Consider the following 18,795-nt stretch of genomic DNA (forward strand, 5'->3'; position numbering starts at 1 on the left):
CGCTGCCGACCAGGAACCACAGCAGCTGAAGGAGAGTAGTTGTCCCGTTCAGCCATGTCCTCCGCCGACGCCATCAGTGCCCGGCTCCGAGACCTCGAACAGCTGACCAAGGGACCTGCGTGGGCTTTGACCCGGTCGGCGCCGTGGGTGATCGCCGTGCTCCAGGCCTCCTTTACCCGCACCCGACCGCAGCTTCCACTCGAAGAGTTCCATGCCGACGTCGACGCTTTCCTTGAGCAGCTTCGCCGCCAGGACCCTGCGCTGGGCGGCCAGCAGAACGGCAAGGCGTTTGGCGACGAATGGACGCGGAAACAGTTCCTGACCCGGCGCAACCAGTCCGGACAGATCGTCTACGAAGTCACCGAAGCGGCCGCCCGTGTGCTGGCCTTCCTGGACAGCCTTTCCAGCGAACGCTCCACCCTCAACGGTTCGCGGCTTGGCACGTTGCTTGGCGATGTTGAGAAACTCGCCAACGAAACCAACCCCGACCAGAGCGCCCGTTTGGAAGCCCTCGAAGAGGAGATCCAGGAGCGCCAACAGCTTGTGGAGGACATCAGCTCCGGCGAATTCGATGGCCTGCTGGATGACGAAGAGGCCGTGGAAGCCGCGGGCAACATCCTGGACCTTGCAGCCAGCCTGCCCGCTGACTACAAGAAGATGCGTGACCGTATCGAGGAACTGGTCGGCGAACTCCGTAACCAGATCATCGAGGAGTCGCTCAGCAAAGGTGCCACCATGGCGCAGGTGCTTGAGGCCGACAAACGGCTGCGGCAAAGCCCTGAGGGCCGTACTTTCCGATCGTTCACGGCGTTCCTCGAAGATCCGCAGCAGCAGCTGCGGTTCCGTTCGGCCATCGGCGAAGTCCTGAGCCGGCAGTTCGCGGACGATCTCTCCCACGAGGACCGCGAAACGCTGAAGAACCTCGTTGCCGAACTGCGCGCGCAGCACAGCCAGATCCAGCGCATCTACGGCAAGCTCTCAGAGAGCCTCAACACTTACATCCAAAGCGATGACGTCCGCCAGTCTGTTAGCCTTCGCAAAGTCCTGGCAGAGGCCGAGCAGGCAATCCGTTCCTTGCCCTACGAACGCGACCGGCCAAGCCTGGTTCCGGGACCGGTCCTCTACAACGCGGGGTTCGAGTCGCTCGCCATGGTCAAACTCTTCGACCCGGACGAGTTCGCAACTCCTCCGCGGCTCGCGGACCCCATCGCCTTTAGCGACTCGGACCGCGTCAAGTCCGCCCGCACCGGAAAGGCGAGACCCGCCGTCGTGCGTGCTGCCATGGCGGGTTCAGCAACCATCGGTGAGGCGTGGGAAAACCTGCCCGCCGAAGAACGGCACATCAACAGCGTCCGGACCCTCCTGTCCCTGGCGCTTCAGGGCGGCGCAGCCTTTGACCGTGCCGCGTGGGAACACATCGACTTCGAACAAATCGACGGCAGCATCCGCACCGCGTACCTGCCGGTCGTCACGCTGAATGAGGATTCCAATGACTGAGGAAATCACGACGACGGACGCCACCTCCGAGGAGGATGTCGCCGTTGATGCGGGCGCCGCCGGGATAGGCACGGATCCGCTTGCCGAAGCATCCGCAGAACACGCAGCTGATCCGTTCCGGGTGACACCGCGCGATACCTTCGTGGACGGCGCCGCGCTGTTCCCCGGAGACACCGGGGTGTTGCCCATGAAAGTCCGGCACGCGCTGGTCAAGCTCCTCAAGGGGCCCTACGTCGACGGCGGCCGCGACGAGAAACTCTGGACCACCCTCCTCGACAACCAACTGATCCTTCGCAGCCGTCTTTCCGAGCTTTTCCTTACTCTCCAGCTGGACCATGACCGGAAAATCGCGGTCCTCCGGCCGGTTGATCCGGAAATTATCGGGGCCAGTTCCCGTTCCAGCATCCTTCGTCAGCAGCGCGCGCTCAGCCGCGTGGAAACCATTGTCTTGTTGCGTCTTCGCCTGCTCCTTGACCGGCATGTGACGGCGCAGACCGATCCCACGATCACCCGTGAAGAGATCTCGGACCTCGTTGCCAACTACACGCCGGCCGGTCAACAGGATGCCTTGCGTGACTCGGACGTGGTGACCCGCACCATCACCAAACTCCTGGCGCGCCAACTGCTCCTCCCCACCCCGTTGGATGACACCTACACCATCAGCAACGCCCTCCCGCTGGCCCTCCCGTTCGAAAACATCGGTGACATTCCGGCCCACATCGAAGCCCTGGTGGCAGTGGGAACAGACGAATCCGGCACGGAACCGCTGCTTGAGCTCTCCGACGCAGGAGATGACGACGACGGTGATGCCGCCGACGAAGCCGCCGCGGACAGCGACGCACAGGCGGACGGAACCAACGCTGACGGGACACAGAAGTGACGATCGCAAGCATGCTCCCGCTCGGTGAGCTCACCAACCCGGGCCAGATGCGTTTGGCGTTGGTCCAAGTGGTCAACTGGGGTACCTTCCATGGCGCCCACACCATGCACGTGGACCGCAATGGCACCCTCCTGACCGGCAACTCGGGCGTGGGCAAGTCGACTCTCTTTGATGCCATGCTCCGCGTCTTCGACGCCCGTCCGCGCTCCAACGAGGCCGCCGCCCAGCGTGCTGGCGGTGCTGTGGAGGACAAGAGGACCACCTTTACCTACATGCGTGGCAAGGTCGGTGATAAGGCAGTAGGCGATGGCTCGGCCAGTGCCTTCCAGCGCCCCGGTGCCACGTGGTCCGCCGTCGCCCTCACGTTTGATAACGCGGCCGGCACGAAGGTGACGATATCGGCGCTGTTCGACCTGCCCAAGAATGGTACGGAGTCCAGCGTCGGGCGTTTCTATGTGATCGACAGCAAGCCGCTGGACCTTGAGGCGATCGAGGGAATTGCGCAGAAGCGGTTCACCAAGGGCGCGCTGGAGGGGATTTTCCCTGAGGGCCAGGTTTTCGACGTCCACAAGGCTTTTGCCGAGCGTTTCCGTCGGCTCCTCGGAATCAACTCGGACCAGGCACTCCCACTGCTGCGGGTTATCCAGGCAGGCAAAGGCCTCGGTGGTAGTGTCAACACGTTCTTCCGCGATCAGGTCCTTGATGCTCCGGCCACCCTGGCAGCTGCCGACGACGTGGTTGAAGAGTTCAGCAACCTGATGTCCATCAGGCAGCGTTTGGAAGACGTCCGGCAACAGCGTGACCAGCTCGCGCCGGTCCCGGGGCTGAACAAGGAGTACGCCCAGGCCCTCTTGGACGCCAACCGGCTCCGCGAGCTCGCGGGCGAGGAGTTCGAGGCCTACAAACAGCAGCTCGCCGTGACCGTCCACGCCAAGACGCTGGCCCGCTTCAAGGAGTTGGCCCAGGCGAAGGCCCAGGAACTCGCTGCTGAGCGCACAGTCCGGGATGCCTTGGCCAAGGAACTCCGGGAGTTGGAGTCCGATTACAACAACCGTGGCGGCAACGCGATCTCCGCCATTGAGCAGTCCTTGGAGAACGCCCGTGTGGGCCTCAAACTGCGCCAGCAGGTGGAGGAATCCGCAAAGAAGGCGCTCAGCGATGCCGGTTTGAACCTCGAATGGTCGGCCGAGGGCTGGGACCAGGCGCATGAGCAGGCCGCTGCCCGATCCGCAGCTTTGCAAGATGACTCGGAGTCGTTGAAAGAACTCCGCTTCGAGGCCTTCGACGCGCATGCCACCAAGAAGCGTGAGTTGGCTGCGGCTGAGCAGGAGTTACTGTCCCTGCGGTCGCGCAAATCCCTGCTGCCGCCGTCGAGCATTGAAAACCGGGCAGCGATCGCAGCGGCGACCGGCGTGCCGGAGGAGCGGATGCCGTTCGGCGGTGAGCTGATCGACTTGGCGGAGGGCCAGGAACAGTGGCGGCCCGCGGCCGAGCGGGCCTTGCGCAACCTCGCCACCACGCTGCTGGTTCCCGGTGAGCACTTCGCGGCCGTGACGCGCTACCTCAACGACAACACCGTCCGCGGTGCCTTGCGCGCAGTCGACGTGTCCAAGCCTCTCGCCGGCGGCGCGCTGGCAGTGGAGGACGTGTCCGACGGCGACCTCTTGACCAAGCTGAGCATCCTCACCTCCGGTCCAAACGCCGAAGCCGGGGAGTGGATCCGCGAGCGGATCGCCGTCGACTTTGCTTACCCCTGCGTGGAGAACCCCGACGAGCTGGCCTCCTTGGAGAAAGGCCTGAGCCTGGGCGGCGTGGTCAAGCGCAACCGGCACACCGTGGAGAAAGACGACCGCTTCACGGGCCGCCAGGACTACGTGCTCGGTTTCGACAATGCGTCCAAGCTGGAACTCGTGGCCGCGCGTGTGGGCGAGTTGGAGAACGAGCTGGCGAAGGCCGCGGAACTGGCCCAAAGCCGCGAGGATTCGCACCAAGGCATGGCCCGGCAGTTGGAAGCACTGCGCCGGGTGGCCGAGGATGAGCGTGCCTGGGAACAAGTCTCGGCCGCTGTTGCTGCTGAGGAACTCGCCCGGATCGAGCAGCGTTTGGCCGATGCCTTGGCTGCACAGGCAGACCTTGAACCCTTGCGCGCCAACATCGAGGCCGTGCGGGAAAAGCACCAGTCCTCCACAGGTGCCGCAGCCGTGCTGCAAAGCGAATACAAGGCGCTCGACCATCAGATGACCACCGCTGACGGCCTGCTCGATGCGGCGAGGCTCAAGCTCGAGCAATCCCCGCCGTCGGGCCCTACCGTTACGGCCCTGGAGCCGTACTTTGCCGGCGCCTCGGACGTTTCCGAACTGCACGAGTTGGACAACCTCGCCAACGCTGTCCGCAACAAGCTGCTCGATGAGCTGCACGCGGCCGAATCGCGAGGCCAGGCAACCGCAGAACGCCTCACCCGCATCTTCGAGGCGTTCGTCCGCGACTGGGGCAGCGCCATCAGCGCCGACCATGGAACATCGATCGGTGCGGCTGGGGATTTCGAGTCGCGGTACCACGCAATCGTGAGCGACGGCCTGCCCGCCCAGGAAGCCGAATTCCGGCTGTTCTTCAACCAACGCACCCACGAGTCGTTCAGCACGCTCCTGCACCTGCTGGACGAGGAACGCCGGAGCATCACCAGCCGGATCCTGCCCCTGAACGGCATCCTGTCCCAAGTGAACTTCCACGAGGGCAGTTACCTGGAACTGGACATCAAGCAGACGCTTCCAGCCACGGCCAAGCAGTTCAAGGACGCCATCCAAAACGCACTGAAGGCCAAGCACACCCGGCCTTCACGCGGAGTTGCGGCGCCGGAGACGGACGAAGATGCCGAGCTCACGGCCCGCTACAAGTCACTCGAAACGCTGGTAAAGCGCCTCGGCTCGCAGACGCCCGAGGACCGTCGCTGGCGCGCGGAGGTCCTGGACGTCCGCGGACACCTGTTCATCCAGTGCAAGGAACACCGCGAGGTGGCCGGAAAACCAGGCCGTAGGAAGACAGAAGTCTTCATGCATGCCGATACGGGGTCCATGTCCGGTGGCGAGCGTCAGCGTTTCACGGCCTTCATCATGGCCGCCGCACTGAGCTACCAGTTGGGCATTGCCGAGCAGGGCTTCACTACTTACGGCACGGTGATGATGGACGAGGCGTTTGTGCTTGCCTCCGAGGAATTCGCCGGTGCGGGCATCAAGGCCCTCCACGAGTTCGGCTTCCAGCTGTTGCTCGCCGCGCCGGAGAACGTGATCGACCTGTCCCGGCACCTTGGTTCCGTCACCGAAATCCTCCGGGACAAGCGCACCAACCGCTCGGGTGTGCTCACGGCGCCGGTCATTTCGGGGCAGGGCGAGCCCGGAGCCTGGCGCTCCGAAGCCAACCCCGTGGACATCGTGCTCCGCTGACCCCTATACCCAACTGGGTCGCAGCCAAGCGCTTTTAGGGCCCTCTAAAGGCGCTTAACTGCTACTTACATGGGCTAACGCTGCGAGCCGTGACGGACCCGGTCCACGAACTGGCCCGCACGGAACTCAAGGCCGGCGATCTGCTTCAGGACCACTGCTGCAGGATCGGGATTGATCTCGTTGACCGGCGGTTCCTTACGGACGTTCGCACTGCAGCCGAATTCGGCGCAGATCAACGTTCCTACCGTGTTGCCGTCCTTGCCGGACTGCCCTGCCCTTTTGGCGACCCACAGGTAGACGTCGGCCTTGGAAAACACGTCCCGGCACAACTCGCACAGCACGGCCCGTTTCTTGCCGGAGCCGCCCTCAGGCGCCCGGAGCATGATGCCCGTGGGCTTCCCGTTCACAGGCAGCACGAGGTAACCGCGTTGTGGCATCTTCTCATCCCGCCAGCCGAGGAACTCCAAGGAATCCCATTCGATTGACTCGAAATTCCTGGGCAGGTTGAGTTTGGCGGCCTCTGAGCGGCTGGCGTTGATGAATGACGATCGGATTTGTTGTGCAGTGATTTTCTGCATGGCTGGTCTTCTTTCGGAAATAACGACGTCGGCAGCGCGCCTGGCGCTGCGTGATGGCACTTGTGCGTCGGTCACCGAAAAGAAGCAAACAAAGGCATGCCAAAGACAGCGGTGGCGCTGGAAGCGATGCTTTTAGTGCTAATTGATGAATGCCGACGCGAGGGGGTGTGCCAAGCAGGCCGAATCGGCCACCTCGCAAACCATGGCTGCGGCAACTGGAACAGTGCGCACGCTCATCCCCTCGTCGTTTTCCTGGAAGCGGTAGTCCGCTGCCGATATCCTCGCAAATTTTCCCGGGGGATGTCCACCGGGAGGGCGCGCAGGATGTGAGCGAGGATCCTGGAAATGGGGTGGGGATGTGAGCGAGGAAGCGTTGAGCAGCCACAACACCGTCATGAAAGTATTACGTGACGCAAACGTTTCGTAATTATCGAAAGGCTAGGCTAGCCTTACTTAGGTTCGCATCACTTACCTAAGGAGTCCCGTGGCTTCCCTTCTTCCACGCCGCGCCCTGCTCAAGACTGCAGGTACCGCGACAGCCGCTTTGGCCGCCGTCGCCCTTTCCCTCACCGGCTGCTCCACTGGTCCGGCCACCACGTCGCCGGCGTCCGAGCAGGCTGAGTCCGCCGCGTTCCCCGTCACCATCAAGAACGTCTTCGGCGAGACCACCATCAAGGAACAGCCCAAGCGTGTTGTTACCGTCTCCTGGGTCAACGACGACGTCGCACTCGCCCTGGGCGTAGTGCCGGTCGGCGTTCCGAAGAACGAGTGGGGCAACAACGACAAGGGCTCCACCCCGTGGAAGGACGCAGCCCTCGAGAAGCTCGGCGCCGGATTCGGTACGGACAAGGCCCCGGTCCAGTTCTCCGAGGCAGATGGCATCAACTTCACCGAGATCGCCAAGCTCAACCCGGACGTTATCCTGGCGGCCTACTCGGGACTGGAAGAGGCTGACTACAAGAAGCTCAGCGAAATCGCCCCCGTCGTGGCCCAGCCGGAGCTGGCCTACGGCACCCCGTGGCAGGAAAGCACCACCCTGATCGGCAAGGCCCTGGGCAAGGAAACCGAAGCCAAGAAGCTGATCGAAGACACCGAAGCCACCATCAAGGACAAGGTCTCCAAGTACCCGCAGATCAAGGACAAGACCTTCATCTACGGCAACCTCGAGCCCGCCAAGGGCGACGGCGCCAACGTCTACACCGCCATCGACAACCGCCCCCGCTTCCTCTCCGAGATCGGCATGAAGCTGGCCCCGGTCGTCACGGAAAACACCAAGTCGAACACCGAATTCTTCATCCCGTGGTCCGCTGAGAAGGCCAACGAGCTCGCATCCGACATCTTCGTCACCTGGGTTCCGGAAGCCGCAACGGCCGACGCCATCAAGGCCGACCCCCTGCTGGGCCAGATCCCGGCCATCAAGAAGGGCGCCCTGGTTGCCGACTCGGACCAGACCCTGACGCTCTCCATCTCCGCTTCTTCGCCGCTGAGCCTGCCGTGGGCGCTGGACAAGTTCCTGCCGCAGCTGGGCCAGGCCGCTGACGTGGCGGGCAAGTAACCGCAATGAAACTGAGTACGACGACGGCCGCTACCGTGGGGCGGGTTGGTGGCACTTCGGTGCCGGGTAACCAGCGAGGCATCGCACCCGGTAGCAGCAACGTGGCCGGAAGGGGAACCCGGCCACGCAGCGCAGCCAAGCGGACCGCCTGGCTGTTGGCGGCCGTCGTCGTACTCGCCGCGGTGAGCGCCGCATCCTTGGCGATCGGCGCCCGCGGACTTCCCCTGAGCACTGTGTGGGAAGCCATCACCCACTTCAATCCTGCGGATGGCAACCACGCCGTGGTGGTGGCCCGCATCCCAAGGACTGTCCTTGGCCTGCTCGCCGGGGCCGCACTGGGCCTGGCCGGAGCCGCCATGCAGGGCGTGGCCCGCAACCCGTTGGCCGATCCCGGGATCCTGGGCCTCAACGCCGGCGCAGCACTGGCCGTGGTCATTGGCATTTATGTGTTCGGCATCGGTTCGCTGACCGGCTACATCTGGTTCGCCTTCATCGGCGCCGCAGCAGCCGCCGTCGTGGTTTATGCCATTGCGTCCCGCGGACGTGACGGTGCGACGCCGGTCAAGCTCGCCTTGGCGGGGGCGGCGCTGAGCGCGGGCTTGTTTTCGCTCATGAACGTCATCCTTGTTTCCAGCCAGGACACCCTGGACCGCTTCCGTTTCTGGCAGGTGGGAAGCATCGGTGGCCGTGACTGGTCCGTGCTGTTGCCCGCGCTGCCGTTCCTGGCCGTTGGCGCCCTCATTGTGCTGGGCGCGGGACGTGTTCTGAACAGCCTGGCCCTGGGTGACGATATTGCCCGCGGCCTGGGTCAGAACGTCGGGCTGGCCCGGGGGATCACGGCGCTGGGCATCGTGCTGCTGTGTGGCTCGGCAACCGCGCTGGCTGGACCCATCGGCTTCCTTGGCCTGGTGATCCCGCACGCCGTTCGCCTGCTGACAGGCCCGGACTACCGGTGGATCCTCCCGTTCTCCTTGGTCTCCGCACCTATCCTGCTCATCACCGCCGACATCATTGGCAGGGTGATCCTCCTCCCGGGCGAAGTCCCGGCCGGCATCATGACCGCGATCGTCGGCGCTCCCGTGTTTGTCTGGCTCATCCGTCGAGGGAAGGGGGCCGGACTGTGAGTACCTTCAAATCCGCACGCGAGCTGGCAGTTAATGGCAATGGTGGGCGCGAGCATCATCAAATGCCGTCTCGGCGTGCAGTAAGCCCTACCTTCTTCCTGGCCCTCGCCCTGTTGGTGATGTTTGGCGTGTATGTGCTGCTCGGTAGCTACACGGTGACCATCCCGGACTTTTTCACAATCGTCATCAACCACCTGACCGGCGGGGAGAAGATTCCCGGCGCGAGCTTCATCGTCATGGAGCACAAACTGCCCCGCGCCGTGGTGGGAACCATGATCGGCATTGCCTTCGGCCTGGCCGGCGCGCTCTTCCAGACCATGCTGCGCAACCCGTTGGCCAGCCCGGACATCATCGGCATCAGCTACGGTGCCAGCGCGGCCGCCGTGACGGCCATCGTGATCTTCGGTGCCTCCGGAGCCGTGGTGTCCGGGGCAGCCCTGGGCGGAGCGCTGGGTGTCGCGGCCATCATCTACGCGATTTCCCGCGGTACCGGTGCCGGCGCGGGTGGAGGCAGCCGCGGCAACGCGGCCGGCAACCGGCTCATCCTGGCGGGCGTGGGCATCGCCGCAGCCCTGCACGCGGTGGTCAACTTCCTCATGACCCGCGCCGACATCCGCATCGCAGCTGACGCCCTCATCTGGCTCAACGGCTCGCTGAACTCCGCGACGTGGGACCGGGCGGGTGTCCTAACGGTTTCATTGTTCCTCCTGATCCCCGCTGTGATAGCCCTTGCTGGCCCGTTGCGCATCCTCGAACTCGGCGACGACGCCGCTGCCGGACTGGGCATCAGGGTCAACGCGACCCGGCTGGGACTGGTGCTGACCGCCGTCGGACTTGCCGCCGTCGCAACCGCCGCCGCCGGTCCGGTTGCGTTCGTGGCCTTCCTCGCAGGCCCGATCGCCCGCCGCATCGTACGCAAACCGAGCCTTCCGGCGTCGGCCCTTACAGGTGCGTTGATCGTGTTGGCCGCGGATTTCTTTGCCTCCAACATCGCGCCGCTCGTCCTGGACGGAACCGTCCTCCCGGTCGGTGTCATCACCGGTGCCCTCGGTGCACCGTTCCTGCTCTGGCTCCTCCTCACGTCGAACCGAAAGGAAGCCTGACATGGCCCTCCTTCATGCCAAGGACCTGACGCTCCAATACGAGCAGCGCAAGGTTGTCGAGGGGCTCTCCACGGAGATTCCCGAAGGCAAAGTCACCATGATCGTCGGTGCCAACGCCTGCGGTAAGTCCACGTTGCTGCGCGGCCTGTCTCGACTCCTGAAGCCAAGTGGCGGCGCCGTGACGCTGGACGGCAAGGACATCCACACCCGTCCGGCCCGCGAACTCGCCCGTACGCTGGGCCTGCTGCCGCAGCACCCCACCGCTCCGGACGGCATCACCGTTCGCGACCTCGTTGGCCGTGGGCGGTACCCGCACCAAGGCTTCTTCCGGAGCTGGAGCGCCAACGACGACGCCGCGGTGCAGCGCGCGCTTGAGGCCACCGACACGCTGGGGCTCGCTGAGCGGAGCATCGACGAACTGTCCGGCGGGCAACGCCAGCGGGTGTGGATTGCCATGGCCCTGGCCCAGGAAACCGACGTCCTGCTGCTCGATGAACCCACCACGTACCTGGACCTTGCCCACCAAGTGGAGGTCCTGGACCTGGTCACGGACCTCAACCGCAGCCGCGGCACCACGGTAGCCATCGTGCTGCACGACCTCAACCTGGCGGCACGCTACGCCGATCACGTCATCGCCATGAAGGGCGGGTGCATCGTCGCAGAGGGGCCCGCAACCGAGGTGGTCACCGAGGGACTGGTGTTCAACGTTTTCGGCCTGGAATCCCGAGTGGTTCCGGACCCCATCTCAGGCACCCCGCTGATCATCCCGATCGGACGGCACCACGCCGAGCCCGCACGAACCAACGAACTGGAGATCGCCTCATGAGTGCACAACCGAGCCAGGCCACTGCAAGTGCCGCCGTGGAACCCATGACCCTCGCCTTCGATGTCACCGTGACGGCCGTGCAGGAGCTCAGCCCGAACTTCCGCCGCATCACGTTCGGTGGATATTCGCTGCGTGGCTTCGGGGTTGCCGGCCACACCCTGGATCTCCGCGTGAAGCTGATGATTCCGTCCTTGGATGCAGACGGTAATGCCATTCCGCTGCCGCCCTTCAAGACGGAGGAAGCCGGCTGGTACAAAGAGTGGCTTGCCATGGACCACTCTGTTCGCGGCGACATGCGTACCTACACAGTCCGGTCGGAGCGGCTTGACGCCGTGTACCCGGAGATCGACATCGACTTCGTGATGCATTTCGATGACGCCGGTCATGGTGGTCCGGCGGCCAACTGGGCCATTGCCGCGAAGCCCGGCGATGCCCTGACCATCATTGGCCCCAACAACCGCGCCGCCCAGTGCACCACGGCGGGTGCTTACGGCGGCATCGAGTGGCGTCCGGGGTTGGCCCAGCGTGTGTTGCTCGCGGGCGATGAAACTGCCGTTCCCGCCATCAGCGCCATCCTGGAGAGCCTGCCCGCGGATATGACGGGCCACGCGTTCCTCGAGGTGCCGTCGGCAGCAGATTTCCAGGACATCACCACGGACGCCGACATCGAGATCACCTGGCTTGCGCGCGGCGCCGCGATTGGCCGGTCGCGCCCGCACGGCGAACTCCTCAAGGAAGCCGTTGCCAAGGCTGTTCCCGTTCCGGGCTGGGTGGGCCTCAAGAATGCCGAAGCCGCTGCCGGCCCGGAGCCCGAGGACGTCAACGTTGACCAGGAAATCCTCTGGGAAACCCCGCAGCGCATGGACGCAGCGGCCATTGAGGCCACCAAGAACCCCACCCTTCCCGCCGGTGCGCTCCCGTTCTACGCCTGGATCGCTGGCGAAGCGTTCGTGATCAAGGAAATGCGGCGGTATCTGGTGCGCGACGTCGGCATCGACCGCAAGCAGGTTGCGTTCATGGGTTACTGGCGGCGAGGCAAAGCAGAAGGCTGATCCTCTCGCACATCCCGACGGGTTTCCAGCCTTCCTCTCTCACCGGGTGGGAGAGGGATCGGGGAATCCGGGTGGTATGTGAGAGAGGGTTGATTCACTTGGGGTTGGCCCGGGCTTAACCCAAGGCTGGTAGCCTCGGCAGCGTGCAGGCTCTTGGGTCCGGGGAGAACTTACGACGGCGGTATGTCGCCTTGGGGGATTCCTTCACCGAGGGAGTGGGGGACCCCAGCACAGTGCTGCCAAACGGGGTCCGAGGATGGGCAGACCGGGTAGCGGAAAAGCTGGCCAAGGCTGAACCTGGCTGGGAGTACGCCAATCTCGCCGTGCGCAGCAAGCGCCTCCGCCACATCATCGAGGAACAACTCGAACCCGCACTTGCGATGCAGCCCTCACTGATCACGCTTTACGCAGGCGGCAATGACATCCTCGATTTCGGCACGGACATGGACGCCCTCCTGAACGACTACGAACTCCTGGTAGCCCGGCTCGCTGAAACCGGCGCCACCCTGGTGCTGTTCACCGGATTTGATGTGAAGGTGTCCGCGGTCCTGGAACCGTTCCGCAAGCGCAACACCATATACAACCAGCGGGTTCGCGATATGGCCCGGAAATACGGTGCAGTCCTGGTGGATTACTGGTGCTTCGATGCCTACCACGATCCCCGGATGTGGGCGCCGGACCGGCTCCACATGTCCAAGGCGGGCCACAAGTATCTGGCCGCAAGGGTCCTGGACCAGCTCAACGTGCCGCACAAGATATCCCTCAAGGAATGGGATCCCCCCAACCGGATGAGCCTGCGCGAATGGGAACGCAGGCAACGGCGTTGGCTGAACGATTGGGTGTTGCCGCTGTTCGGCCGGAAGCTGCGGGGAGTCACGCTGGGGGATTCCCTCAGCCCGAGGTGGCCGGAACCGGTCCTGGTCCCCAAGAAGGGCGGCTTGAGGAAGCTGATGGAGGAGGCCGCCAAATGAAGCGGCTTCAAGGCGGCAGCGATCTTCTGCTCAGTTATCGAGCAGGTTTTCGTAACCTTCCGCGACGCTGGTGGCCGTGAATTCGATGATCTCGAAATCGGCCACTCCGTTGGTGTAGAACGGGTCCTTGGCCAACGAGTCGTCCAAAGTAGGCCTGTCCACGTTGGAAAGAAGGACTCCGCCGATGGCCGGGACGCGACGCCCCGAAGCGAGGAATACTCCGGCGTCGAAAGCGTCTTTGAGCCATGCCATGTGCCCGGGCCGGTGGAAGTCGACTATCTCGTCGGGAACTTTGTAGGTCAGGGAGACAACGAACATGCAGTCAGCCTACCTGTGGATGACAATATCGGGGCAGGGCGGGGACTCTCCTAAGATGGTGCCATGACTGAACCGCGCTGGCTGAACGCCGACGAACGCCGTGCCTGGCTGGCCCTTCTGAGCATCAACACCCTTCTTCCCGCGGCACTGGACACACAGCTTCAGTCGGTAGGAAAACTGTCCCTGTTCGACTACAACGTCCTTGCCATGCTCTCAGAAACCGAGGGCCGCTACCTGCCGATGAGCGAGTTGGCCGCCCGGACCAGCGCGTCACTGTCCCGGCTGTCGCATGTGGTCACGAAACTGCAGAAACGGGGCTGGGTGGAACGGCAGGCACACCCCCGCGACGCACGCGTCACTGTTGCGCACCTTACCGACGCCGGCATGTCCACCATCGTCTCACTCGCACCCGGCCACGTGGAGTCCGTCCGTGCACTGATGATGGACTCGCTCACGCCGGAAGATGTGGCGGACCTGGCAAGGATCGGCGAGAAGATCGTCGCCCGCCTCGATAACAACCACTGGATCCTGCGGGACTCGTGACTGCGGTGGGCTTTGTGGCCCCAAGCACCTAAGTGGCAGACTGGCGGCATGGATTTTTCTGCCCGCTACGTTGCCCTGGGGGATTCCTTTACTGAGGGTGTCGGCGACGCCGACGGCACCCGCCCCAACGGAGTCCGGGGCTGGGCCGATGTGATGGCCGGGCAGTTGGCGCACAGCAACGAAGGCTTCGGCTACGCGAATCTCGCCATCCGCGGCAAGAAGCTGCGGCAGATCATGGCCGAGCAGGTGGATGCCGCCGTCGAACTTAAGCCCACTCTGGTGACCCTTTACGCGGGGGCGAACGACATCCTGCGGCCCAAGATCGATATTGACTCGCTTTTGGCGGATTACGACGCCGGCATCGCCAAGTTGAGCGCGACGGGCGCCACCGTTGTCCTCTTCACGGGCTTCGATGCGCGGGGTTCCAAGGTCTTCAGCACCATGCGCGGCCGAACGGCGATCTACAACGAGCTAGTGCGGGAAATCGCGGAGAACCACGGGGCGCTGCTGGTGGACTACTGGCGCTTTGACGAGTACGACGACTGGCGGATGTGGGATACCGACCGGATGCATATGTCCACGGCCGGACACCTCAACATGGCCAAGCGGGTGCTGGATGTCCTGGAACACGAGCACGTGATCGACATTCCCGAGATGGCTCCCCAGCGACTCCTGAGCCGGGCGGAAGCCGTGCGTGAAAACGCAAAGTGGGTGCGTGAATTCGCGGTTCCGTGGGTGGTTCGCCGGGTCCGCGGCACGTCGTCCGGAGACGGTTTGAACCCCAAGTATCCGGAACTGATCCGCCCGCTCTAGCCGTCTAGGCAGGGCTCCGGAACCCGGGCGTTGCCAAGAGCGTGTTCTCCTTGCGGACAGCCAGGACCTCGACTCCCCAGATGTCGACGGCGCGGTCCAGCATCCGCGTGCCACCGGCCACAATGGCCGTGGCCAGCACGTCCGCCGTGACGATGTCCCGGGCTGCCACGGTCACTTGGACGAACTCGGGACGCCCGGAACCAAGGGCCCAAATGTGGTCACCCCGCTCGGCCGATCCGGAGGTTGCCAGGGCCCTCAAACCCAGTTTGCTGCCTGGACCCAGGGGATAGGCCCCCAGGAGGGCTTGGCGTTCCAAGGGGTCCACGATGCCGGCAAGCCACGGCTGGCCCGCCCCCGGTGATCCGCTCACCACCACGTCACCTCCCGCGTTGAGGCACCAGTCGTGGAGTCCCAGGGCCGCCAAGGTCAAGGCCGCTTCCCGCATTGCTTGCGCCTTGACGATCCCCGAAAGGTCCAGGATGCCGTCGGGACGGTCCGGTGTGAACGCGCCGTCGGTGGCCACCCTCCACTCGGCAGCCTCTGCGTAGCTTTCCTGCATGGATTCCGATGCGTTAGGGAGGGTAATTTCGCCGCGGGCCACCCTGCTGGCCTCGGAACCTTCACGGTAGAGGCTGAACGTCAGGTCCAGTTCCGCAAAGATGCTGCCAACGACGTCGACGGCGGACTCGAGTTCGTCCACGGCGGTTTGGGCGGAGGTGCCGCTCGCCACGGTCAGGCTCACCACGGTGCCCATGCTGTGGAACGTGCGGGCGCGGAGTTGCCGGCTAGAAGTGGGCTGCATCGAGGGCCGCCTGGAGGGAGGTGAGGTAGGCATCGCTGGTTACAGTGGCCCCGCCGACCGTCTGGACGTTCGCCGACTGGGCCTGAAGGACCTCCGAGCGGAGCACGGGTGCCGCGCGGCTGCTGATCTGCGCCGACTTCCTCTCGGCATCGGTCAATTGGAGCGCCGTGACCTCGGTAATCTTGCCGTTCTGGAGAGTTACCCGGACCTGGACCGTACCAAAGCGGGTCTGGACTGCCGCGCCGTCGTAAGTTCCCGACGTCGTGCTTCCGCTGCCGCCGCCGGCCCCCGTGCTGCGACTGGTTCCTGCACCGCTGCTGCTGAGGCTGGTGGTCGTGGTGGCGCCCGATTCGGTGACGTGGGCTCCGGCCTGCCAACCCGCCAGCAGGATGCCGGCGGACGCGACCATCGTTGCCATTGCTGCCCGTAGCCTCACCAGTCGAACCTTTCGTAGTGGATCTGCCCGGCTGGAACGCCGGCGGCTTGGAGGTCCTTGATCACGGTGTCCGCCCATGCCGAGGGCCCGCAGACGTAGACATCTGCGTCGGTGATTCCCGGGGCATACGACCTGATCCCGAAACCCGATTGGACGGCCGATTGCGGCAACCAGCGGTGGCTGCCCTGTGATCGAGGGCCCGTCAGGTGGAAGAGCGTGGCGCCCCGGGCCTGGCATAAGGCCATGATTTCCTGCCCCAGGAATAGCTCGGACTCATCGTGTCCGCGCAGCAGGACGGTGGCGTTTCCGGACTCAAAAGGCGTTGATTCCAACAGCGATCGCAGCGGGGTGATTCCGATGCCGGCACCGATCATGACCACTTGGTTGCGGGTCCGCGCAGCCGTGCTGAATATTCCGTACGGTCCCTCGATCGCCACCTTCGTCCCGGGCCGGACGCGGGCCAGCTTCGCCGAACCGTCGCCGAGGTTCCGGACTGTGACGCGGAGTTTCCCGGGCTGCCCGGGTGCGCCCGGAACGGGCTCCGCGGACAAGCTGAACGGATGCGCGTCCCACCAGTAGCCCGGAGCGAGGAAGCGCCAGAAGAAGAAGCGGCCGCCGGAACCTGAGAGCCGGTTCAACTGGAGCCCTGTCATTTCGATGCTGAAGACGTCGGGGGCAATCCGGACCACACGGCTGACCGTCAGCTGGTGCCGGAATGTTGCCATCACCGGCTGTCCAATCCGGTAAATGACCAAAGCGGCGCCGGTGGCCACGCAGAAAGCCATCCAGTACCAGCGCTGCCACGTACCCTCCGCGAACAGGCCTCCCACGCTGAACTGGTGCGGGATCGCTGTTCCCACCGCTGCGTAGGTCAAGAGGTGGACCGCGTACCAGAACTGGTATGGAAACTTCCGGCGGACAGCTACCAACGATGTCACCACAACCCCGATGAACAACGCCATGGAAATGAACGCGAGCCACATATCCGGAACGTTGACCCACAAGGACACAGATTCGCTGATCGGATCCAGCCCTTCAGCCATTCCGTAGCCAATGGCGATCAGGAGTCCGTGCGCGAGGAGAAGGTACAGCGACGGCTTGCCCAGCGACTTGTGGACTTCAAGGGCCCGGTCATGCCCGATCGTGTTGTCAACGAAAGGGATCCTTGCGGCCAATAACAGCATGATCAGCACCAGGTCCATGCCCACAAGGCCCGCGACGATGCCCAGGTTCGTCATCGTGGCGGCCACCGACGTAAAGCTGCCGGCACCGCCGTCGGCAAGCCATAAGGCAACCGCCGCTACAGGTGACAGCCAAGCGAAGGACGCCAGAACATCTTTCCGGGCCAGCCGCCGTCGGGCCTGGGGGAAGAAACGTTCGACGGCGTGGGGCGCGGTCCGCGGGGCGGGCGTCGGAGGTTCATCCGCGGGTTCTCCCGCGGCAGCGCGGGGTGTGAGTAGCTGAGTCATGAATCAAGACTCGCCGCGTATCCTTTCGATCTGCTGTGAAAGGGCTTGAGCGGGCTTATGATTCCTGATTGGTCTTAATTTGGCCGTGCCCGTAGAATGGTTAGGCGCTAGGTAGTGCGGAGCGTGTGCAATTGCTCCGGTTGGCGGTAAATGTTGGTCTGACTGACATCCCGTGGGCCGGTAGTTAGGGGCTCAAGTTGCGTGCATCCCTGTATTCGCCCAGTATCCCAGGATCGGTAGCAGTGAATTTCTCTGCCTTGTTCTGTGGCCAACCTTCTTCGCCGCGTTACTGCGGAATCCATCGAGCTGGTTGGGACTGGATGCGGACGCTGCCTAACGCACGGTAAGGCAGGAAGAACCTGCACGCCGTTACATTCAAACTTTGGAGGAGAGTCATGGCAGCACACTGCCAAGTGACCGGAGCCGAGCCGGGCTTTGGACACAGCATTTCGCACTCGCACCGCCGCAACAAGCGCCGGTTCGACCCGAACATTCAGAAGAAGCGTTACTGGGTTCCTTCCCTGCGCCGCAACGTCACTCTGACGCTGTCCGCAAAGGGCATCAAGGTAATTGACGCACGCGGCATCGACGCGGTCGTCGCCGACATCCTGGCACGAGGAGTGAAGCTCTAATGGCAAAGGACAAGGACGTACGTCCGATCATCAAGCTGAAGTCCACCGCGGGCACCGGTTACACCTACGTAACCCGCAAGAACCGTCGTAACGACCCGGACCGCCTGGTCCTGAAGAAGTACGACCCCAAGATCCGCCAGCACGTCGAATTCCGAGAGGAGCGCTAAACACATGGCTAAGAAGTCCAAGATTGCTCGCAACGAGCAGCGCAAGGTCATCGTAGAGCGCTACGCTGCCAAGCGCCTCGAGCTGAAGAAGACCCTGGTTGACCCCAACGCGTCTGACGAAGCCCGCGAAGCTGCACGCCTCGGCCTGCAGAAGCTGCCCCGCAACGCCTCCCCGATCCGTCTGCGTAACCGCGACCAGATCGACGGCCGTCCCCGCGGCACCTTCCAGAAGTTCGGTATCTCCCGCGTTCGCTTCCGCGACATGGCTCACAAGGGTGAGCTGCCGGGTATCACCAAGTCTTCCTGGTAAGCACCAAACCCTGAAAGGGCCGGTAACCGCAATGGTTGCCGGCCCTTTCTGCGTTTAAGCGCCCCCTCTCACATCCCGCGGGGTTTTGGGGGTTCCTCTCTCACTTCCCGCCGGGTTCCCGGGTTCCTCGCTCAGATCCCGCCCGGTTCGGGTGGTTCTTCTCTCACGTCCCGCGGGGTTTTGCGGGTTCCTTTTTCATTGGTGTTGGGGGTGTGATGGGGTTCACGGTGTGTGGATTTGTTTGTGGTGTGGGGGGTGTGTAAAGTTATTCGAGTTGCC

19 protein-coding genes are annotated in these 18,795 nt (G+C 63.9%); 14 read left to right on the plus strand and 5 right to left on the minus strand.

The window, feature by feature from the left end; genetic code table 11:
* Nucleotides 1-39 precede the first annotated feature (39 nt).
* Genes ACIPY2_RS21155 through ACIPY2_RS21165 form a run of 3 tightly spaced genes read left to right on the plus strand, consistent with a single transcriptional unit; the run spans nt 40 to nt 5,817 of the window.
* The gene (locus tag ACIPY2_RS21155) at nt 40-1,497 is read left to right on the plus strand and encodes a DUF3375 family protein (protein ID WP_400268372.1); all 1,458 of its coding nucleotides are present in this window, start codon (nt 40-42) and stop codon (nt 1,495-1,497) included.
* Nucleotides 1,490-2,377 (plus strand): DUF4194 domain-containing protein, encoded by an 888-nt coding sequence (locus ACIPY2_RS21160; RefSeq protein WP_400268373.1) that lies wholly within the window; start codon nt 1,490-1,492, stop codon nt 2,375-2,377. Before ACIPY2_RS21155 ends, ACIPY2_RS21160 begins: the two co-directional genes overlap by 8 nt.
* Nucleotides 2,374-5,817 carry an ATP-binding protein gene (locus ACIPY2_RS21165; RefSeq protein WP_400268374.1) on the plus strand — a complete coding sequence of 1,148 codons (3,444 nt, stop codon included), beginning with the start codon at nt 2,374-2,376 and terminating at the stop codon, nt 5,815-5,817. Before ACIPY2_RS21160 ends, ACIPY2_RS21165 begins: the two co-directional genes overlap by 4 nt.
* Nucleotides 5,818-5,891: 74 nt before the next feature.
* Here the strand turns inward: ACIPY2_RS21165 and ACIPY2_RS21170 are convergent, their stop codons facing one another.
* Nucleotides 5,892-6,395, minus strand: a complete 504-nt coding sequence (locus ACIPY2_RS21170; protein WP_400268375.1) for an FBP domain-containing protein — start codon at nt 6,393-6,395, stop codon at nt 5,892-5,894.
* 484 nt (nt 6,396-6,879) lie between these two features.
* Between ACIPY2_RS21170 and ACIPY2_RS21175 the strand changes: the two genes are divergently transcribed.
* The 6 genes from ACIPY2_RS21175 (at nt 6,880) to ACIPY2_RS21200 (ending at nt 13,026) form a co-directional block, all read left to right on the plus strand.
* Nucleotides 6,880-7,950 carry an iron-siderophore ABC transporter substrate-binding protein gene (locus ACIPY2_RS21175; protein WP_400268376.1) on the plus strand — a complete coding sequence of 357 codons (1,071 nt, stop codon included), beginning with the start codon at nt 6,880-6,882 and terminating at the stop codon, nt 7,948-7,950.
* Between the two features lie 5 nt (nt 7,951-7,955).
* Nucleotides 7,956-9,074: a FecCD family ABC transporter permease gene (locus ACIPY2_RS21180; RefSeq protein ID WP_400268377.1), complete on the plus strand. Its 1,119-nt coding sequence runs from the start codon at nt 7,956-7,958 to the stop codon at nt 9,072-9,074.
* Nucleotides 9,075-9,136: 62 nt separating this feature from the next.
* Complete coding sequence (locus ACIPY2_RS21185; protein ID WP_400268378.1) at nt 9,137-10,177, plus strand: FecCD family ABC transporter permease; 1,041 nt, start codon at nt 9,137-9,139, stop codon at nt 10,175-10,177.
* 1 nt (nt 10,178) lies between these two features.
* Nucleotides 10,179-11,003: an ABC transporter ATP-binding protein gene (locus ACIPY2_RS21190; RefSeq protein WP_400268379.1), complete on the plus strand. Its 825-nt coding sequence runs from the start codon at nt 10,179-10,181 to the stop codon at nt 11,001-11,003.
* Nucleotides 11,000-12,055: a siderophore-interacting protein gene (locus ACIPY2_RS21195; protein ID WP_400268380.1), complete on the plus strand. Its 1,056-nt coding sequence runs from the start codon at nt 11,000-11,002 to the stop codon at nt 12,053-12,055. The genes ACIPY2_RS21190 and ACIPY2_RS21195 overlap by 4 nt, the downstream gene beginning before the upstream one ends.
* A gap of 143 nt (nt 12,056-12,198) precedes the next feature.
* Nucleotides 12,199-13,026 (plus strand): SGNH/GDSL hydrolase family protein, encoded by an 828-nt coding sequence (locus ACIPY2_RS21200; RefSeq protein WP_400268381.1) that lies wholly within the window; start codon nt 12,199-12,201, stop codon nt 13,024-13,026.
* Between the two features lie 30 nt (nt 13,027-13,056).
* On the opposite strand, the gene ACIPY2_RS21205 is transcribed toward ACIPY2_RS21200, so the two are convergent.
* Complete coding sequence (locus ACIPY2_RS21205) at nt 13,057-13,344, minus strand: YciI family protein (protein ID WP_400268382.1); 288 nt, start codon at nt 13,342-13,344, stop codon at nt 13,057-13,059.
* 63 nt (nt 13,345-13,407) lie between these two features.
* On the opposite strand from ACIPY2_RS21205, the gene ACIPY2_RS21210 reads away from it, so the two are divergent.
* Nucleotides 13,408-13,887 (plus strand): MarR family winged helix-turn-helix transcriptional regulator, encoded by a 480-nt coding sequence (locus ACIPY2_RS21210; RefSeq protein ID WP_400268383.1) that lies wholly within the window; start codon nt 13,408-13,410, stop codon nt 13,885-13,887.
* 48 nt (nt 13,888-13,935) lie between these two features.
* Nucleotides 13,936-14,700, plus strand: a complete 765-nt coding sequence (locus tag ACIPY2_RS21215; protein ID WP_400268384.1) for an SGNH/GDSL hydrolase family protein — start codon at nt 13,936-13,938, stop codon at nt 14,698-14,700.
* A gap of 4 nt (nt 14,701-14,704) precedes the next feature.
* Here ACIPY2_RS21215 and ACIPY2_RS21220 read toward each other — a convergent pair whose 3' ends face one another.
* From ACIPY2_RS21220 to ACIPY2_RS21230, 3 genes are read right to left on the minus strand one after another with little or no spacing between them, the layout of a single operon-like run.
* Nucleotides 14,705-15,502: an FAD:protein FMN transferase gene (locus ACIPY2_RS21220; RefSeq protein WP_400268385.1), complete on the minus strand. Its 798-nt coding sequence runs from the start codon at nt 15,500-15,502 to the stop codon at nt 14,705-14,707.
* Nucleotides 15,486-15,920, minus strand: coding sequence for an FMN-binding protein (locus ACIPY2_RS21225; RefSeq protein WP_400268386.1), 435 nt, complete (start codon nt 15,918-15,920; stop codon nt 15,486-15,488). The genes ACIPY2_RS21220 and ACIPY2_RS21225 overlap by 17 nt, the downstream gene beginning before the upstream one ends.
* 14 nt (nt 15,921-15,934) lie before the next feature.
* The gene (locus ACIPY2_RS21230) at nt 15,935-17,407 is read right to left on the minus strand and encodes a ferric reductase-like transmembrane domain-containing protein (protein ID WP_400268387.1); all 1,473 of its coding nucleotides are present in this window, start codon (nt 17,405-17,407) and stop codon (nt 15,935-15,937) included.
* A 395-nt stretch (nt 17,408-17,802) separates the two neighbouring features.
* On the opposite strand from ACIPY2_RS21230, the gene rpmB reads away from it, so the two are divergent.
* The 3 genes from rpmB to rpsN are packed head-to-tail and all read left to right on the plus strand — an operon-like array spanning nt 17,803 to nt 18,516.
* Nucleotides 17,803-18,039, plus strand: a complete 237-nt coding sequence (gene rpmB, locus ACIPY2_RS21235; RefSeq protein ID WP_021474712.1) for a 50S ribosomal protein L28 — start codon at nt 17,803-17,805, stop codon at nt 18,037-18,039.
* Complete coding sequence (rpmG, locus tag ACIPY2_RS21240) at nt 18,039-18,206, plus strand: 50S ribosomal protein L33 (RefSeq protein WP_003798558.1); 168 nt, start codon at nt 18,039-18,041, stop codon at nt 18,204-18,206. Before rpmB ends, rpmG begins: the two co-directional genes overlap by 1 nt.
* A gap of 4 nt (nt 18,207-18,210) precedes the next feature.
* Nucleotides 18,211-18,516 (plus strand): 30S ribosomal protein S14, encoded by a 306-nt coding sequence (gene rpsN, locus ACIPY2_RS21245; protein ID WP_021474711.1) that lies wholly within the window; start codon nt 18,211-18,213, stop codon nt 18,514-18,516.
* The last annotated feature ends 279 nt before the right edge of the window (nt 18,517-18,795 follow it).

Source organism: Paenarthrobacter sp. NPDC089675, from assembly GCF_044749185.1.
Classification (GTDB): Bacteria; Actinomycetota; Actinomycetes; order Actinomycetales; family Micrococcaceae; genus Arthrobacter.

Excerpts from the sequence above, each read along its gene's own strand:
- ACIPY2_RS21160 (WP_400268373.1), top strand. The coding sequence starts at position 1,490 with ATGACTGAGGAAATCACGACGACGGACGCCACCTCCGAGGAGGATGTC.
- ACIPY2_RS21170 (WP_400268375.1), bottom strand. The coding sequence starts at position 6,395 with ATGCAGAAAATCACTGCACAACAAATCCGATCGTCATTCATCAACGCC.
- ACIPY2_RS21180 (WP_400268377.1), top strand. The coding sequence starts at position 7,956 with ATGAAACTGAGTACGACGACGGCCGCTACCGTGGGGCGGGTTGGTGGC.
- ACIPY2_RS21185 (WP_400268378.1), top strand. The coding sequence starts at position 9,137 with ATGCCGTCTCGGCGTGCAGTAAGCCCTACCTTCTTCCTGGCCCTCGCC.
- ACIPY2_RS21190 (WP_400268379.1), top strand. The coding sequence starts at position 10,179 with ATGGCCCTCCTTCATGCCAAGGACCTGACGCTCCAATACGAGCAGCGC.
- ACIPY2_RS21195 (WP_400268380.1), top strand. The coding sequence starts at position 11,000 with ATGAGTGCACAACCGAGCCAGGCCACTGCAAGTGCCGCCGTGGAACCC.
- ACIPY2_RS21205 (WP_400268382.1), bottom strand. The coding sequence starts at position 13,344 with ATGTTCGTTGTCTCCCTGACCTACAAAGTTCCCGACGAGATAGTCGAC.
- ACIPY2_RS21210 (WP_400268383.1), top strand. The coding sequence starts at position 13,408 with ATGACTGAACCGCGCTGGCTGAACGCCGACGAACGCCGTGCCTGGCTG.
- ACIPY2_RS21215 (WP_400268384.1), top strand. The coding sequence starts at position 13,936 with ATGGATTTTTCTGCCCGCTACGTTGCCCTGGGGGATTCCTTTACTGAG.
- ACIPY2_RS21220 (WP_400268385.1), bottom strand. The coding sequence starts at position 15,502 with ATGCAGCCCACTTCTAGCCGGCAACTCCGCGCCCGCACGTTCCACAGC.
- ACIPY2_RS21225 (WP_400268386.1), bottom strand. The coding sequence starts at position 15,920 with ATGGCAACGATGGTCGCGTCCGCCGGCATCCTGCTGGCGGGTTGGCAG.
- ACIPY2_RS21230 (WP_400268387.1), bottom strand. The coding sequence starts at position 17,407 with ATGACTCAGCTACTCACACCCCGCGCTGCCGCGGGAGAACCCGCGGAT.
- rpmB (WP_021474712.1), top strand. The coding sequence starts at position 17,803 with ATGGCAGCACACTGCCAAGTGACCGGAGCCGAGCCGGGCTTTGGACAC.
- rpmG (WP_003798558.1), top strand. The coding sequence starts at position 18,039 with ATGGCAAAGGACAAGGACGTACGTCCGATCATCAAGCTGAAGTCCACC.
- rpsN (WP_021474711.1), top strand. The coding sequence starts at position 18,211 with ATGGCTAAGAAGTCCAAGATTGCTCGCAACGAGCAGCGCAAGGTCATC.